This is a genomic window from Cytobacillus sp. MT66 (assembly GCF_058792595.1).
This window is the reverse complement of the sequence record NZ_JBXAFB010000002.1, coordinates 13541-29235: the sequence shown is the minus strand read 5'-3', so window position 1 is coordinate 29235 and position 15695 is coordinate 13541. Positions and strand designations below refer to the sequence as shown.

At 42.4% G+C, this 15695-nt stretch carries 15 protein-coding genes and 1 pseudogene; 7 read left to right on the top strand and 9 right to left on the bottom strand.

The features are described from left to right. Positions 1-94 precede the first annotated feature (94 nt). The 3 genes from AC1Q59_RS03310 to AC1Q59_RS03300 form a co-directional block, all read right to left on the bottom strand. A complete protein-coding gene (locus AC1Q59_RS03310) occupies positions 95-631 on the bottom strand; it encodes a DUF6141 family protein (protein WP_492364360.1) in 537 nt (178 codons plus the stop codon). After that, the gene (locus tag AC1Q59_RS03305; RefSeq protein ID WP_492364359.1) at positions 618-896 is read right to left on the bottom strand and encodes a hypothetical protein; all 279 of its coding nucleotides are present in this window, start codon (positions 894-896) and stop codon (positions 618-620) included. The genes AC1Q59_RS03310 and AC1Q59_RS03305 overlap by 14 nt, the downstream gene beginning before the upstream one ends. A 135-nt stretch (positions 897-1031) precedes the next feature. Next, on the bottom strand, positions 1032-2435 hold the full coding sequence (locus AC1Q59_RS03300; RefSeq protein ID WP_492364358.1) for an amidase: 1404 nt from the start codon (positions 2433-2435) through the stop codon (positions 1032-1034). Between the two features lie 155 nt (positions 2436-2590). On the opposite strand from AC1Q59_RS03300, the gene AC1Q59_RS03295 reads away from it, so the two are divergent. The 6 genes and pseudogenes from AC1Q59_RS03295 to AC1Q59_RS03270 all read left to right on the top strand — a co-directional run. After that, a complete protein-coding gene (locus tag AC1Q59_RS03295) occupies positions 2591-4081 on the top strand; it encodes a sodium:solute symporter family protein (protein WP_492364357.1) in 1491 nt (496 codons plus the stop codon). Further along, positions 4071-4196, top strand: coding sequence for a hypothetical protein (locus tag AC1Q59_RS03290; protein ID WP_492364356.1), 126 nt, complete (start codon positions 4071-4073; stop codon positions 4194-4196). The genes AC1Q59_RS03295 and AC1Q59_RS03290 overlap by 11 nt, the downstream gene beginning before the upstream one ends. Before the next feature lie 182 nt (positions 4197-4378). Continuing rightward, complete coding sequence (locus tag AC1Q59_RS03285) at positions 4379-5356, top strand: asparaginase (RefSeq protein WP_492364355.1); 978 nt, start codon at positions 4379-4381, stop codon at positions 5354-5356. 96 nt (positions 5357-5452) lie between these two features. Further along, positions 5453-5617 (top strand): DUF4021 domain-containing protein, encoded by a 165-nt coding sequence (locus tag AC1Q59_RS03280; protein ID WP_492364354.1) that lies wholly within the window; start codon positions 5453-5455, stop codon positions 5615-5617. Between the two features lie 326 nt (positions 5618-5943). After that, on the top strand, positions 5944-6108 hold the full coding sequence (locus tag AC1Q59_RS03275) for a hypothetical protein (protein ID WP_492364353.1): 165 nt from the start codon (positions 5944-5946) through the stop codon (positions 6106-6108). Between the two features lie 18 nt (positions 6109-6126). Then, a pseudogene (locus tag AC1Q59_RS03270) lies at positions 6127-6447 on the top strand (hypothetical protein); the annotation flags it as partial. Between the two features lie 498 nt (positions 6448-6945). Here AC1Q59_RS03270 and hprK read toward each other — a convergent pair. Continuing rightward, positions 6946-7866 (bottom strand): HPr(Ser) kinase/phosphatase, encoded by a 921-nt coding sequence (hprK, locus tag AC1Q59_RS03265; RefSeq protein WP_492364352.1) that lies wholly within the window; start codon positions 7864-7866, stop codon positions 6946-6948. Between the two features lie 227 nt (positions 7867-8093). On the opposite strand from hprK, the gene AC1Q59_RS03260 reads away from it, so the two are divergent. Then, entirely contained in the window at positions 8094-8543 is a 450-nt protein-coding gene (locus AC1Q59_RS03260; RefSeq protein ID WP_492364351.1) for a DUF642 domain-containing protein, read from the top strand. An 80-nt stretch (positions 8544-8623) separates the two neighbouring features. Here the strand turns inward: AC1Q59_RS03260 and AC1Q59_RS03255 are convergent, their stop codons facing one another. From AC1Q59_RS03255 to AC1Q59_RS03235, 5 genes are all read right to left on the bottom strand, one after another. Then, positions 8624-9181 carry a YitT family protein gene (locus tag AC1Q59_RS03255; RefSeq protein ID WP_492364350.1) on the bottom strand — a complete coding sequence of 186 codons (558 nt, stop codon included), beginning with the start codon at positions 9179-9181 and terminating at the stop codon, positions 8624-8626. A 115-nt stretch (positions 9182-9296) separates the two neighbouring features. Beyond that, entirely contained in the window at positions 9297-11393 is a 2097-nt protein-coding gene (locus tag AC1Q59_RS03250) for a molybdopterin-containing oxidoreductase family protein (protein ID WP_492364349.1), read from the bottom strand. Between the two features lie 231 nt (positions 11394-11624). After that, positions 11625-12968: an FAD-dependent monooxygenase gene (locus AC1Q59_RS03245; RefSeq protein WP_492364348.1), complete on the bottom strand. Its 1344-nt coding sequence runs from the start codon at positions 12966-12968 to the stop codon at positions 11625-11627. A 74-nt stretch (positions 12969-13042) separates the two neighbouring features. Beyond that, positions 13043-13867: a GNAT family N-acetyltransferase gene (locus AC1Q59_RS03240; RefSeq protein WP_492364347.1), complete on the bottom strand. Its 825-nt coding sequence runs from the start codon at positions 13865-13867 to the stop codon at positions 13043-13045. A 440-nt stretch (positions 13868-14307) separates the two neighbouring features. Then, positions 14308-15690, bottom strand: a complete 1383-nt coding sequence (locus tag AC1Q59_RS03235) for a M28 family metallopeptidase (protein WP_492364346.1) — start codon at positions 15688-15690, stop codon at positions 14308-14310. Positions 15691-15695 lie beyond the last annotated feature (5 nt).

Below are 15695 nucleotides of genomic sequence, written 5' to 3'. Positions count from 1 at the left end.
GTCAGGCCCCCGGCGCTTTAACGTGCTAACGTAAGACACACAAAAAAAGCAACCGCCATGTCCATTTGCTTGAACTGGTCAGTTGCTTTTCTGGTTATTTCCTATTATTAGGACGACTTACCGTAAGAGAATCAATAGCCTTCTTAAATTCCTCCGGTTTCTGCGTTCCAATCACTACACTTTTATTTTTCACCCTCAGCTTTAACCCATGCTTTCCGCTGATATTATAGGCTATTTCTCCCTTAAAATTTATCCGCAAGCCATATCCGCCAAACTCTTTAAAAGAGTTATAAACTATGAATTCGCAGCGGTCAATCTCTTCAAACATAAATGCTTTATAGTGAAAATGAAAAGGGATAAAACGAATATAAATTCCATCATTTCGAACCTCTGTTACCAATTTGAGAAAACCGAGCATTAAGAAAGGAAAAATAATCCCAAAAACAATCCATATAAATAGCAGTGCGGCATCTGGTGCTGGCTTGCTGCCAAAGGGAGTTCCCATAATGACCTGCACAATAAAACCATACCAGGCAAAGGCTGCAATGATGAATACTAATCCCCAAATCCATATTTGCCGCAGTCTTTGCACCTCTCGAAAAATGACATTATCAGAATTAGAGCTCTGCATTCTTCTCTCCTGTTTTTCCAATAATAAATAATTTTCTTAGAGATGGCCAGAGGCTGATGAGGAGAAAGATAATCCCCGTAAGCAGCGCAGCAAAGATCCAAAATGACATGCCGAATCCAATAATTTTATAGGCACCCTCATAGTAATTGGCATTTGGAGTATTTACATTTACTGATATGATAGCTGCCGTAATATGCTTCGTCGCATACAAAAATGCGGCTATTGCAATAAAAAAACACCCCACAGCAGATAATCCCTTTTTCATAAGTTCACCTCAAATCATAAGATTACTATCATGGTACCTCTTTTCTAGGTATAAGAAAATAGGAAACTTGGAATATACTGGGGGTGATATTGTGAATAAGCATACTATCTATTTCAGGCATCGGCAATCTAGCAGTTATTCAATGATCATTGTCTTTTGCAGATATTGACTAGTCTTTAAAGATAGCTCCTTTTCTAAGGCATAGCCAAACTGATACAATGCAGCTTCAGCATGTTCTCTGCCTATCAATTGCAGGCCAATTGGCAGCCCGTCTTTTGAAAAGCCGCATGGGACGGATAAGCTTGGAAGACCATTTAAGTTCGTCGGGCCCGTTAGTTTTGTAATGATCCAGCGAACATCCTTGCTTTCACCCGTGCTGGCAGATGTGTATCGACTATTGATGTCAGGCGGCAGGATAGGAATAGTCGGCGAGAGCAGCACATCGACACGGTCAAGAACATGATTAAACTCCTGCTTCGCCCGTTCCTGATCTTGTAAAGCTTTGACGAAATCAAAGCCTGTTGTTTCTAATGCAGTGAGAAGCCTTTCTTTAACTTCATCATCATATTGATCAGGAAAATCTCTTAATAGATGTTCATGGACGGCATAGGCTTCACTCCGGAGAATTACCTTATGGGCTTCGGAGAACCTTGCCATATTCGGCATGTCTACATCAACAATTTGCACACCAAGGCCCTTAAATAAATCGATCGCTCTTAAAATAGCACTCTCTACTTCCGGATGCACATTGTCGAAGTAAAATTTGCTCTCAATGCCAATCTTTTTTCCTTTTAGGCTCTGGCCGATAGATCTGGTGAAGTCCTCTTGATTCTCTATTAAAGCATTTAATAATAAGGCATTATCCTTCATCGTCCTTGTCAGCGGTCCTACATGATCAAACGTAGAGGATAGTGGAAAAACGCCTTTCGTGCTGACCCTGCCATAGGTTGGTTTCATGCCAACCACACTGCAAAAAGCCGCTGGAATTCTGACTGATCCTCCAGTATCTGTACCTAACGTGCCAAAGCTCAGTCCTGCCGCTACTGCAGCAGCCGAACCGCTGCTTGATCCGCCAGTGATTTTAGCATGATTAAACGGATTTTTCACCGGACCTGCGTGGGATCGATCCCCTGTCGGGCCATAAGCAAATTGGTGGGTATTCAGTTTTCCAATAATGATTGCCCCAGCTTTTTTCAGGAGCTTCACAACCTCTGCATCTTCTTTAGGCATGTGATTTTCATAGATTCCCGAACCGCAAGTGGTCTTCATGTCCGCGGTATCAATCAAATCTTTTAATCCAATGGGAATCCCATGTAAAGGCCCCCGGTATATACCGCTGGCAATCTCCAGTTCACATTTTTCAGCCTCTTCCATAGCCCCGCTGCTGTTGACTGTTATGTAGGAATTAAGGGCTTGGTCCTCCCTTTCAATACGATCAAGCTGCGCTTTCACTAATTCGACTGGAGAAATTTCTCTTTTCTCGATTTTCGCTGCCGTTTCTTCTAATGATTGCAGTAATAGAAACTCTAAATCTTTCATTTATTTATCACCCTTGTCCTCATATTCTTCTATAAAAATTTATGTATCCATTTCTTTATTCATTCGAAGATTCTTATCCTATTTTTATAATATTTAAAAAATTAAATCATATATATTATTGATTTCAAAAATCTTTTTTTAGAAAGGAGATCAAGATGGTCAGTACTTATTTATGGATTGAATTAATTCTATTCCTTGGTGTAATGGTTGTCCTAAGCTACTATGCCGCAAAAAAGACAAAAACCATCGAGGACTTCGCTATAAGCGGAGCCAATTTAGGTCCATATGTTTTAGGTCTGTCATTTGCGGCTACTTTTTTTAGTGCAGCTACATTTATGGGGTATCCAGGTTATTCTTATGCATGGGGTTACAGTAATCTTTGGCTGTTTTTGTCATTAATCTGTGCTGCGCCGATTGGAATCATTGCCGTTGCTAAAGTCATTCGAAAAGTAAATACGTCGCAAAAATCATTATCATTGCCTGACTGGCTGGGCGATTATTATAACAGTGATATTCTCCGTGTTGGTTCGGGTCTTATTATGTTATTTAATATTTTCTATATCGCGGCCCAATTTTCAGCAGGTGCGCAAATCTTTCAAAATATGCTCAAAATGGAGTACCTTACGGGCCTAATTGTGATCACTGTCATTGTTGTCGCCTATGTGTATGTTGGAGGTTCTTATGCCGATGTTTACACCGATGCCGCTCAAGCCATTATTATGGTAATCACAGGGGTCATTATTTTCGTTTCTGGAATTATCTATTTTGGGGACGGAAGTATAACCAAAGCGTTTACCCACATTACTGAGAATCTTGCCAGCCAGGATGAAAACTTGGTGAAGATTTTTAATCCTAACTCGAATTATTATGCGGCCTCGGCGGTAATTGGATTATTTATTATTCAGTTTGCTTTTTCTTCGCAGCCGCAATTATTTAACAAAGTTTTATCACTAAAAAACCCGCGTGATCTGCGAAAAATGATCGCAACCTATATTATCACCGCTTTATTATGTCTAGTAGTTCTATTTGGCGGTATATACGCTCGTGTAGCGCTTCCTGGATTAGAAATCGCCGATCAGTCATTATTGGAATATGTCACTTGGGGAATGCCTGCGTTCTTAGCAGCATTAGTTGGGGTCACCATTCTGGCGGCTGCACTTTCCACTACTGATGGTTTATTTGTTGTTATGTCAACGGTTTTCGCCAATGATATTTATCGAAAAGTTCTTGTAAAAAGAGGGATCGTTCAAGCTGATGAAGAAAAGTTAAATAGAGTTGCCTTTCGAATCAGCCGCTATGCAGTCATTGTCGTAGGAATCGTTGCCCTGCTAATTGTCCTAAATCCGCCAAAATTTATCGGTGACTTTATGTGGATTGGCATTTCTGGTGTTGCTTCTGGTACACTCGGGCCAATATTGTATGCTGTTTTCACAAGAAAAAGAGCGTCGGCACGAGCTGCTGAGCTTTCCATGATTTTAGGTCTTGTATCCTATCTATTATTCTATTTCACCGGATTTGAAAAAAGCCCTCAAGCCGCTGGCGGTTGGGGCACATTAGTTGGAATCGCCGTCATGTGGATTGGAGCCACCGTATTTAAAAATTCCAATCAGAAGATAGATAAGGAGGAAAACACAAATGTGGATTAATCCTATGTTATCCATCTGGCTTTACACCACCCTAGGATCACTAATATTTTGCGGCTTCGCATTATGGAAATGGTACGGCGGAACAGACGAAGACGAAAACGAAGGTGAAGGCTAAGTAAAAACTAATTATTTTAGCACTTTAAAGCACTGGGGGTCAGGCCCCCAGTTGTTTAACGCATTACAGCACCGGGGGACAGGCCCCCGGTGTGTTACTGCGTTAAAGCAATGAAATCACTTTCTCTTTTTAAAGGGCTAGGTGTGTCTTTATTTATTGTTAAATGAGGAGGAGGAGAAACCGTGGATAAGAAAAAAATTGTTATGCTGAGTACGGGCGGCACAATTGCCAGCAAAAGAAATCCCGAAACAGGACTATTAACCGCTGGCGTCATGACCGGTGAGGAACTTTCACAAAAATGTGATCTACCTGCATACATAGATGTTGAAGTAATTTCAGTCTTTCAAATCCCCAGCAATCATATGACGTTCAAGCATTTAACTGCGCTCAAAGAAAGAATTGAAGCGGTCTTCGAGAGTAAAGATGTTGACGGTGTGGTTGTGACTCATGGGACAGATACACTTGAGGAAACGGCGTATTTCTTAGATTTAGTAATCTCCGACGAACGACCGGTCGTCGTCACAGGTTCACAAAGAGGGCCTGAAGCAGCTGGGACAGAAGCTTTTGTCAATCTGAAGCAATCGATATTATTGGCGGCCTGGCCTGAATGCAAAGATATCGGCACAGTGGTCCTGTTTAATGAGCGAATTTTTTCAGCACGATATGTTAAGAAAAAACATGCCTCTAACGTTGACGGGTTTACTTCCTTCGGATTCGGCTACTTAGGAATTGTCGATCAGGACACCATTTTTATTTATCAAAAACCTCTTAGAAGAGAGACCTATACACTGAACACTGAATTGCCAAGTGTGGAACTAATCAAATGCTCGCTAGGATCAGATGGAAAATTCATTGACTGTGCAGCTGAGCACGGAGCGAAAGGAATTATCGTAGAGGCACCTGGAAGAGGACATGCCCCTCCATTTATCCTTGAAAGTGTAAAAAGAGCAACAGAACAGGGCATCTATGTCCTGCTTACAACAAGCGCCGAAGAAGGAGAAGTAAAGACGGTCTATGATTTCCCAGGAAGTGCTTGGTCCCAGCAAAATCTAGGTGTACTTTTGGCTGGTGATTATGACAGCAAAAAGGCGCGGATCAAATTGGCGGTCTTATTGGCCGCAGAGGTCGAGGATATTCATGAAGTGTTTTTCCAGCACTAATACTTGTTTTTTGGGGAAGGCGTCAGGATGCTTCCCCATTTTTTAATGAATGATTTATGTTAAATAAAGGCATTCTAAAAAATGGAGGTGAAAGCTTTGAATCATTCAAATGATAAAAATCAAGAACAAATGACAGACAAAAACAAAGTGCCTAACGACAATGGAATTGGTTTAGATCCTGAGGAACAAGCAATGAACGGATTGTATGGGATGGCGGAAACAGTGGCTGAGGATATGATGAACCAAGGAAAAAATCAGTAAAGAATAGCTGTTATTTTAAGCATAGCTTTTTGCTATGCTTGTTTTATACACTATTCAAAATGAACATTAACATCTTTCTATTTAATTTCCCCCATTATCTTATCATTCACTTTTATTTCCAAAGTGAAATTTCAAAATAAGATGCAAAAACTGAAAATGCCCGCCAATTCCAGGTAGATATCAACCAACTTGCAATATATCCACCAAATTTCACCATCCTTGTGAAAAATGATGACTACTGCAGACAGTGCAATCTCCAACATTGAATTTGTGGATTCATTCACATATAATTTAATGAGAATTCAAGAAATGATAAAGGAGCAATCATGAAGCTGAAAATTTTCTTAACAATAGCAGCCATCATGCTGCTGTTAACCGCATGCGGATCAAAAACCGTTGACGAAATTACTTTGGTAGACCATGAAAAGAATGAAGTCACCTTCCCGCAGGAAAAACCGGTTCTTTTCTTTTTTATTACATCCTATACCTGAGGGACTTGCCTCAAGCAGCTAGTTGAGCTGCATAACAATCTTAATGTTTTAGATGAGTTTGACATGGAAAAATATATTATTAGCAGAGATCAGCCTGAGCAGCAAAAGCTCTTGCATGATGAATTAGTAAAGACTTTTGGAACGAGTCTTCCCTTTGTTTCGGATCAGAAGCTTGAATTAATTGATGATTTAGGCATGAAAAATGGCGAAGTCGCTTATAGAGGATACGCTATCCTTACTCCGGATGGTGAAGTGGTATTGAAGCATGTAAATGACCATTGGGGCGAGGAACTGGATAAAACCATCGAAGATATTAAGGAAGCCTACGATTCACTATAGGCAGAACAAAATCCAGAATGGAAATTTCCGTTCTGGTTTTTTCTTAAGGACGTACTATATAGTCCCCTTCGTGTACTTAAAATAGCTGGATAAATCCCGGTCCGTTCCTTCCAGAGGTGAGATCTTACCTTCTCGGGCATGATACTAGCGCTTCCGTTCTCTTCACCCTCAAAATCTAGCTCTCCTGGGCACGATACTAGCGCTTCCGTTCCCTTCACCTTCCAAATCCAGCTCTCCTGGGCACGGTACTAGCGCTATCGTTCCCTCCACCCACAAATTCTAACTCTCCTGGGCACGATACTTGCGCTTCCGTTCCCTGCGCACTCGAATTCTAGCTCTCCCGGGCACGGTACTAGCGCTATCGTTCCCTCCACCCTCGAATTCTAGCTCTCCCGGGCACGATTCCAGCCCTTCCGTTCCCTTCACCCTCAAAAATCTAGCTCTCCTGGGCACGATTCCAACTCTCCATTAGCATTTTAAAAGAAACAGCAATAATCCCTAATCAATCTCCGACTGAATTCGGCTCATGAATTCTTCTGCTGCACTGTAGCCTTGCTGCTTCAAATACCAGTTATTGGCTGCTGCCTCAATGAGTCCCGCAACATCGCGCCCAGGCTGAAGTTGGATTTCCATAGACGGAATTTTCACACCCATATAATCGGTGTAGTGAAATTCCTGATCCAAATCATTATACAGAGCATCCTTCTCCCAGCGAACTAAGTTAATGTCTAGGGTGATTCGCGTTTCGTCCTGGAAAGCTTTGCGTCCGTATAAACGAACCACATTCAGCAGTCCAATACTGCGGAGAGCCAAGAACTCCTTCGTTTTTTCATCATGCGTGCCCAGAATCGTTTGGTGACTTAGCTTTTTTAAAACAACAATATCATCTGCCACCAGCCGATGTCCCCGGCGAATTAAGGTATGTGCCGTTTCGCTTTTTCCGACCCCTGAGTTCCCGCGAATTAAAATCCCAATCCCAGACACATTCATACAGACACCATGAACGGCTATTTCCGGTGCGAGTTCCTTGACCAAATACGCATCTAATTTCGTAATAAACTCAGAGGTGACTTCAGGCTTACTTGTTAAAAGCAAAGGAATGCCCTGTTCTTCACAATGCTGCGTTAAATAGGTAAGCCCCTCTTCCCCAGCCGTTACAATAAAGCATGGCGGATGATAATGGACAATGTTTCCGATTCTAAGTTTACGTTCATCTTTGCTTAATCTATGTAAATAGGTGATTTCCTTCTTGCCAAGTATTTGAACTCGTTCTGTTGGAAAAAAGTCAAAATAGCCGACAAATTCCAGACCCGGACGATGCACCCGTGATTGCGTTATCTTTTTTTGCAGCTGCCCTTCGCCGACTACTACTTTCAACGAGAATTTCTTAGCTAAGTTCTCAACCGTTATGGTTTTCACCCTCATCACCTCCTATTTGTTACTAGAATTATACTTAAGAATACTAGAATCGTCACCTTTTTGTGCATTTATTTCTGAACTAACTGAATAAAATTCATCTAAAAACCAATGGCATAAACGAGCAAAGACGTCTTAGACAGATATACAAGCCTTTAATCTGTCTGTTCATATAATGGTAACGGATAAAGGGCTCCCTTTATCTAATCCAAGAGAAAGGAGATGGAAACTTGGGTATAGTAACCGAAAATACGAATCGTGTTCAAAACGGGGGTTTTGAGGAGTCTGATTTTGAAAATCAAAACATCGGTCCCTTTTGGACATCCGAGGGTGGAGTCGTTATCGGGAGAAATGGTCCACAGCTGCTTGGCCAACAAAACGCGAATCTATTGATTGATGCCAGCATCTCACAGGAATTGCTTCCTTTAGATCCAGGAAAAATTTATGAATTCAGATTTGCTGTATCTGCAAGCGGTGCCATTCCTGCAACAGGTACAATTGACATTGCCATTGACGGCGTGCCGGTGCAAAGCTTCCAGGCTGGCAACCTTGTAAGCATTAATGCTTATGTCATGTACGCTTTTACTTTCGAAGCCTTAGATGCAAACCCGACACTGACAATAACAAATAATTCAAACCATTCAATCTCGATTGATGAGGTTTCGGTATTTAGGAAGTAACCCTTTTCATCTTCTGGCACAATGAGCTTTTGCTGGTTGTGCCTTCTTGATTTAGGCTAGGACAATACCAATTTTTTAGCCTAAAACTTCTCATAACAAACATTTGCCAGCATTCCAGCGGTTAATATTGTGATGCTGGAAAACATCACGCTTCGAAGACCAAGGGTTTGGTAGCCAATCAATACGATTAAGCAATCCATAATGGCAATGAGAAGTCCGATACTGATTGGGGTTGCCTTTGCGATAAAATAGGCAATCAAGTCAGTGCCCCCAGTGCTCGTCTTATAGCGAAGCATCAGCCCCACTCCGATTCCGCAAATGACTCCGCCGAGGATGGCGCTCAGCCAGACTGGCAATGAAAAGTGTATTGGGGCAAATAAATCAATACATATAGCAGTGGAAATCATCCCGTAAATACTGCCATGAAATTGCGCACGATCCTTCATCCATGCATAGATAATCAGCGGGACACTTAGTAACGCCGACCATAATCCCGTTTGAAAATCGAAATAATAATGCAAAATGAGGGCGAGACCAATAATTCCTCCATCAAGCAAATGATGCGGCACTAAAAATCCATTGATCCCAATCCCCAGAAGAATGCTTCCAATTACCAAAGCAGCAATCCTGGCAAACATGTTGATCACCTCATACTTCCAACAAAAAGACTTATTTTAATCCATATGAGGGTTGTCCGAAAAACATGCTTAACCAGGCTGAAACTCTGCCTTTTACTTTATTATTTTTTATGCCTTACATTTTGACAAAACCCGAACAATTACAGGTACTACCCCTATTAATTTGGAAATCACTTTCCATACTAGATACCTTTTCCATATTCACTCGTCCAGAGAAGAAGGTGGCGCCGCCGCCCATGTCGGCGATTCTATCTGGTGTTAAGGAGTTGACTAGATGCTGGGTACCTTCTAAATCCGCCCATAGACCTTGTGTGACGAGGACACCTGGCAGGACGTTTTCACCTACAGCAGCTTTTATTTTGCATTCCCCGCGATGATTCCAAATGCATACCATGTCTCCATCTTCAATGCCTGCCGCATGTGCATCCTTTTGATTGATATGCAGGCGCGGCTCTTTTTCAAGCGAGATATGCTTTTCATTGTTTGAAAAAGTAGAGTTTAAGAAATTGTGATTCGGTGCTGGTACAAATAAAAATGGATAATCCCCATCATCAACTAATGGAATATAAGTTGGCAATGGCGGATGACCGTCAGCTTTCATCCGTTGTGAATAAAGCTCTATCTTTCCGCTCGGTGTTGGCAGTTTGTCTGCAAACAGAGGCTTTATATTAGCTTTGATATATTGCTTCTCAGCCAAATCCTCGTAATCGATTCCTTCCAAATAAGGATTGCCAGGGTTATCCAGCGCTTGAGCAATCATCTCCGCTTCTGAATCCTCAAAGGCAGAATCAGTGAAGCCCATCCCCTTTGCCAGCATCTTGAAAACCTCGACATTCGATTTGGATTCGCCGATTGGTTCAATCGCCGGCTGCTGGATTTGCAGAAATTGATGCCAGTATGAAGTATAAAGATCGGTGTTTTCGAATGACGATGTGCTAGGCAAAATAATGTCAGCGTATTTAGCCGTTTCAGTTAAAAATAAATCATGGACAACAAGGAACAGGTCCTTCCGCTCCAGTCCTTCCCTAACCTTATTTCCCGAAGGAGCAACGACAGCCGGGTTAGAGCCATAAACATACAGCGATTTTGCAGGCGGGTCCGAATGCAGCAGGGCATCGCCAAGCTGGTTCATGTTAATAGCACGTGTCTTTTTGTTTTCAAGCAAGTCAGGCCGCTGCAGGTTCCGCTCATTAATTGCCAGGTATCCTGAATTTGATTTAATAGCTCCGCCGCCTTTTTCCAGCCACTGACCAGTTAAGGCAGGCAAACAGGAAACCGTTCGAACAAACATGCCCCCATTATCGTGGTGCTGCGGGCCGTTTCCAATCCGAATATAAGAAGGAGCAGTATTGCCGTACATCCGAGCGAGCTTATAGATATCCTCTACTGGCACTCCCGTAATGTTAGAAACAGATTCAGGGGTGTATTGCTTGACATGCTCGCGGAGTTCTTCGTGCCCGACAGTATACTGTTGTAAAAAATCCTCATCAACCAGGTCTTCATTAAATAGGATATGCATGATACCAAGGGCCAGCGCAGCATCTGTCCCTGGCAAAATAGGAATAAACCAATCTGCCAATCGGCCCGTTTGATTTTTCTGAACATCAATCACAACAATTTTGGCGCCATTTTGTTTACGGGCCTTCTGAGCAAGAACCACCTGTTGCTTGTTCGTGCTAGCCGCATTAATCCCCCAAAGGATAATCAGTTTGGAATGGATCGTATCCTCTGGATCAATGCCAAAAGCACCGCCCATCGTGTATTTATAGCCTACAGTTCCGGCGATTGAACAGATCGAGCGAATGAGCTGTGAAGCACCCAGGCGATGGAAGAAGCGACGATCCATACCTTCCGCTGCGAGTCTTCCCATATTGCCATAAAAGCTGTAAGGGAGAATACTCTCGGGTCCATCGGTTTTAATTAGCTCTTTCCATTTGGAAGTAACCGTCTCAATGGCTTCCTCCCAGCTAATTTGCGCAAATTTCCCCTCCCCTTTGGCACCTACCCGCTTCATCGGGTGTGTCAAACGCTTCTCATCATAAATGCGATGCGTCATATTTCGGACCTTATTGCAAATATTACCTTTTGTCACCGGATGATCCGGATCCCCTTCCACTTTTACAATCCTTCCATCCTGTTTGTGCAGCAGCAATCCGCACTGATCCGGACAATCAAGGGAGCAAACTGCATGGACAACACCATTTTGATTCATTTTCAGCCTCCTTAAACCGTATTAAACTACAGATTGATTGTTTTATAGAATTTTCGAAAAAGACTTCCCAAGTTGTATGTCTTATTAAGAATGTTATCATAATTATTATATATAATGAGGAAAGATTCTGATTACCTTAAATATTATTGTGTATACAAGTTTTATCCATATGGCGATTAGCACGCATTAAAAAAAGCTGACCTTCCCTGCACGGGGAAAATCGGCTTTTTCTTAGCGTACCTTAAATTTCGACAAAACCCGGGCAACGACCGGCACCCGAAACAAATATTCCATAGGACGCGTGAGGTTCATGACCTTAATAAAAGAATCATAGACTTCTTCACTTTGTGCGGATAAAAGAAAGATTCTTTTGGCATACCATTGCCTGATCGAAAGTGCAAATGGTTTCTTTCCTGTGACGCCTGGATAGCGAAAATCCTCTGCAATCACCATTTCCCATATAGGCTTGATTATGCGTGATACTTTCTTATGAAAACTAGTAATCTTACTTTGAAAGGAATCTTGATTACTCTTAAACACCTCTTGTAAAGCTAGTGCTTCTATCACAGCAATACTCATGCCCTGTCCAAAAACGGGGTCGATTCTGCAAACTGTATCACCGATTAATAGTAATCCTTTCGGCAGCTCTTTCATTTTTTCAAATCGTTTCCAAGTAATCTGAGGAACGCGATAGACGGAGATGTTAGTTAATGGGACGGCACTCGTGATTTCTTCATAAATATCTAATTTCGGCAGCCTCTTAGTCAGTTCGCGGAACCCGCCTTCACTTTTTAAAACTTCTTTTTCCTGAATTTCATTCTGATAGCCGATAACTGTAACCATATATCGGTTATTTTCTACCTTTGATATAGTGCCGCCAATTTTTTCAAGAGGCGGATTAGGGTAGACTAATTTAATCGTCCAGTCCCTTGATTGGCTTTCCGTAAGCTGAAACATTTGGCTGACATAGCTTAGTCCAATATCAACTTTTTCAATCGGAATTTGTACACCCGCTTTTTTAAACCAGGCTGCCGAAATGCTGCTTGACCCGCTTGCATCAACGATTAAATCAGCGGTTAACGTGATTGCAGCTCCATCCTTAAGGTCTTTAACCTCGACTCCATAGATCCGATTGTCATCAGCCTGATATATATAATCCTTGACCTCTTTATTAAAGAGAACCGTTACATTGGGAATATCTTTGATATATTGGTTCATATGCCATTCCAGATGCGGACGGGTTTGCAGAGTGGTGGTATAACCTCCATCATAGCGGAGCTTCCAAGCCCCATGATGAAACCATGCTAAATCTTTCGTTGAATTAATTTTCACAGCACCGCTTTGGTGAAACTTTTCCGTAATTCCGGGAAAAAGTTCCTCAAGCCCGTATTGTCCTGCGTGGAGAAGAGCATGCAGATGCTCCCCTTGGCGAGCGCCTTTTCTAGGAAACGGTCCCTCCGTATCTTGATCCCGCTCAAGAATGAGGACTTCTTCAAAAAAGTCGGATAACACCCGTGCGGCAAGTTTCCCCGAAATCCCCCCACCTATAATAATTGCCTTTTCATAACTACCCATTTAATGAACACCTACTAATTTTTTCAGATATTCATAGGATAGTATAGTTCAGACAAGGAATAAAGACCTAATTGTTAAAATGGAATTCGCATTTGGTAGTAATCCTGTGAATGATATGATGCAAACCCGCAGGATTCGTAAAGCTTTAAGGCATGTGCATTCTTTGCTTCCACTTCTAAAAAGATTGGAAACCCCTTCTCATGTTCTTGCAAAATAATATTGGATAACACTTTCCGGCCAATGCCTTTGCCTTGATAGGCTGGAAAAATAGCAAATCCATAAATCCACGCCTCTCCCCCATAATGGGAAACACGGACTTTTCCAACTGAAGTTCCTTCATATTCTATAATATATAATTCCTCCATGCTTTCACGTCTAATTCGTTCATTAAATTCACGGGCATCATTCTCATCAAAATGAAAACATTGCACGTCCAAGCTAATCTCTATATCTAAATCTTCCGGGGTGGAGGGCCGCAATTGAACATCATGATTTAGGCTTAGTTCCTTTTGCTGCCACTTCATCTGATGTTCAGAAAAAGCATAGGTGCACGGAACAGTTTGCAAAAATCCCTGACCGGATTGCGAGCTTGAAGGGGTATTGAGAAGAATCTCTCGATAGCCTCTTTCCTTCATAACTTCTTCAGCCTTTCTGTAGAGCTCTGTAAATATCCCCTTTCTCCGAAAATCCGGGTGCACCATTCCGCAAACCTCTACCTTATTGCCGAAACCATAGAGGCCGAGAAATCCAACCAATTTTCCGTCTTCATATTGAAAAAAATCGTTCCTTTCAGTGCGTGCCTGCAGCATATCCCAATTTAACTTTAACTGAAAAGATTCACCTTCTTCACAGATGTGCTGAAGTTCTTTAATATCTTTTAATTGCTGTTCACTTAGCAAGTAGATACCCCCATCATGGCTTTTTTAGAATGGTATAATTCTTTATGGCTGTAAGGAAATCCTGCTTTATTAGGTTTCTTTTTGCGGAGATGGTTATAACAGAAAGGCTCTGCTAACTTTGGCCGTTGATTTCCGCTCCAGGCGCTTCGCTTTCCGGGGGGCATTTTGCGAGCCTCCTCGCCACATACGTTCCTGCGCACGTCTCACTTCAATGCTGATCCCCCAGGAGTCTACGCGCCTGCAGCGAAGATCAACTAAGCGATTAAAATCAAAATTCAGCTATAACACAGCCAACAGAAAAAAGACGACTGCGCGCATGCAATCGTCTTAACCGGACAGAGGGACAGGCACCTTGTCCTTTTCAAATTAAAGTAATTTAGAACGCAATATCGGTACTGTTCTGCGGTTCACTTGCCCCCAGGTACCGTCCTTGGCTTGACCTAGTTATTCCCCGGAGTTTTTTTCCGAACCACATCAAATAGTCCAGATCCGATAATGTCCAGGGCGGACTTCATTCGTTCTTCCGAGATGTTGTCAGCAATAGTATCTTGCGGCGTATGATAGACTTTTTCGATATGATAAACCAGCGGGTCCCAGCTGTCGATGCCCATCCAGATGAATAGGGCTGCAGGAATTCCTGCTTGATGGAATGGTACGTGATCGCTCGAACCAAAAGTTCCAGGCAGGATGTCGGAATTACCTAAGCGTGCCCCAGCAGCAGTTGTAGAATCCGTAACGATATTTCTGCTTCCATCTGGAGTCATGGCATATAGGTTTTTAGCCTTGTCATAATTGGTTGCAACCATGTCTGGATTAAAGACGGCTTCGATCTGGTCTTTTTGTTCTTGAGTTAGCTGATCAACATAGTATCGGGAGCCAAGCAGGCCTCTTTCTTCTGATCCAAAGGCAATAAACTTCAAGGTTTTATCCGTATTATATCCTTTATAGACACGAGCAAGTTCCAGCATGAGGCCTACACCTGAAGCATTATCATTCGCCCCCGGCGCCCCAACAACACTGTCATGGTGAGCACTTAGAATGACTTCTTTCGCATCCCCGCTTTTTGATTTAGCCGGTTTCGTGGCAATAACATTCACTGACTGCAGATTAGAAAAATGCTCCGCCGTTAAACTAATTTCAACAGCGCCTTTTTCCATTTGCTCCTTCAGCCATTCCCCTTGAATAAAAGCAGCACCAAATACTGGTACATTATATTCTTTTGACAGATTAGGGTTAAAAGTCTGCCCATAATTTCCGCGGCTGCCTACTAAACTTTGTAAAATAACCCCGGCAGCACCTGCTTCCACCGCATTATCTACCTGTGTTCTATAATCAGCAGTTGTTGAAGCCCGTGCCATTAATACAATTTTCCCACTGACATTCTCAAAATCACTTGCTGAAAGGCCACCTTCTACAAAGACAACTTCAGCTTTGACAGGCTCGCTGCTAACTTTGCCATTAGGGGCCGCGGCCATTTCCCATTCTGTGCCATCGTTAAAACTTACATTTGCTATGTACTGGTCTGCAACAGGAAAATATTGATACTCTACATCATAACCATAGCTTTTTAACGTCTTAGCAATGTAGTCCGCAGACTTCTTCTCACCTTCTAAGCCACCTGGTCTTGTACCTATCTCCTCGGATAAATAACGAATGTGTTCAATCGCGCGTGCGGCATCCACCTTCGCAATAACTTTTTGATCCTGTGAATATCCTGATTTCCCTGGCTCGGCAGGCGGTGCTGCGTAACTGACAGATCCAAAGGCTAGAGAAGCAGCTAAAACAGCAGTTAGAACTTTTGGCATTTTGTGGTTTTTACTCATATGGC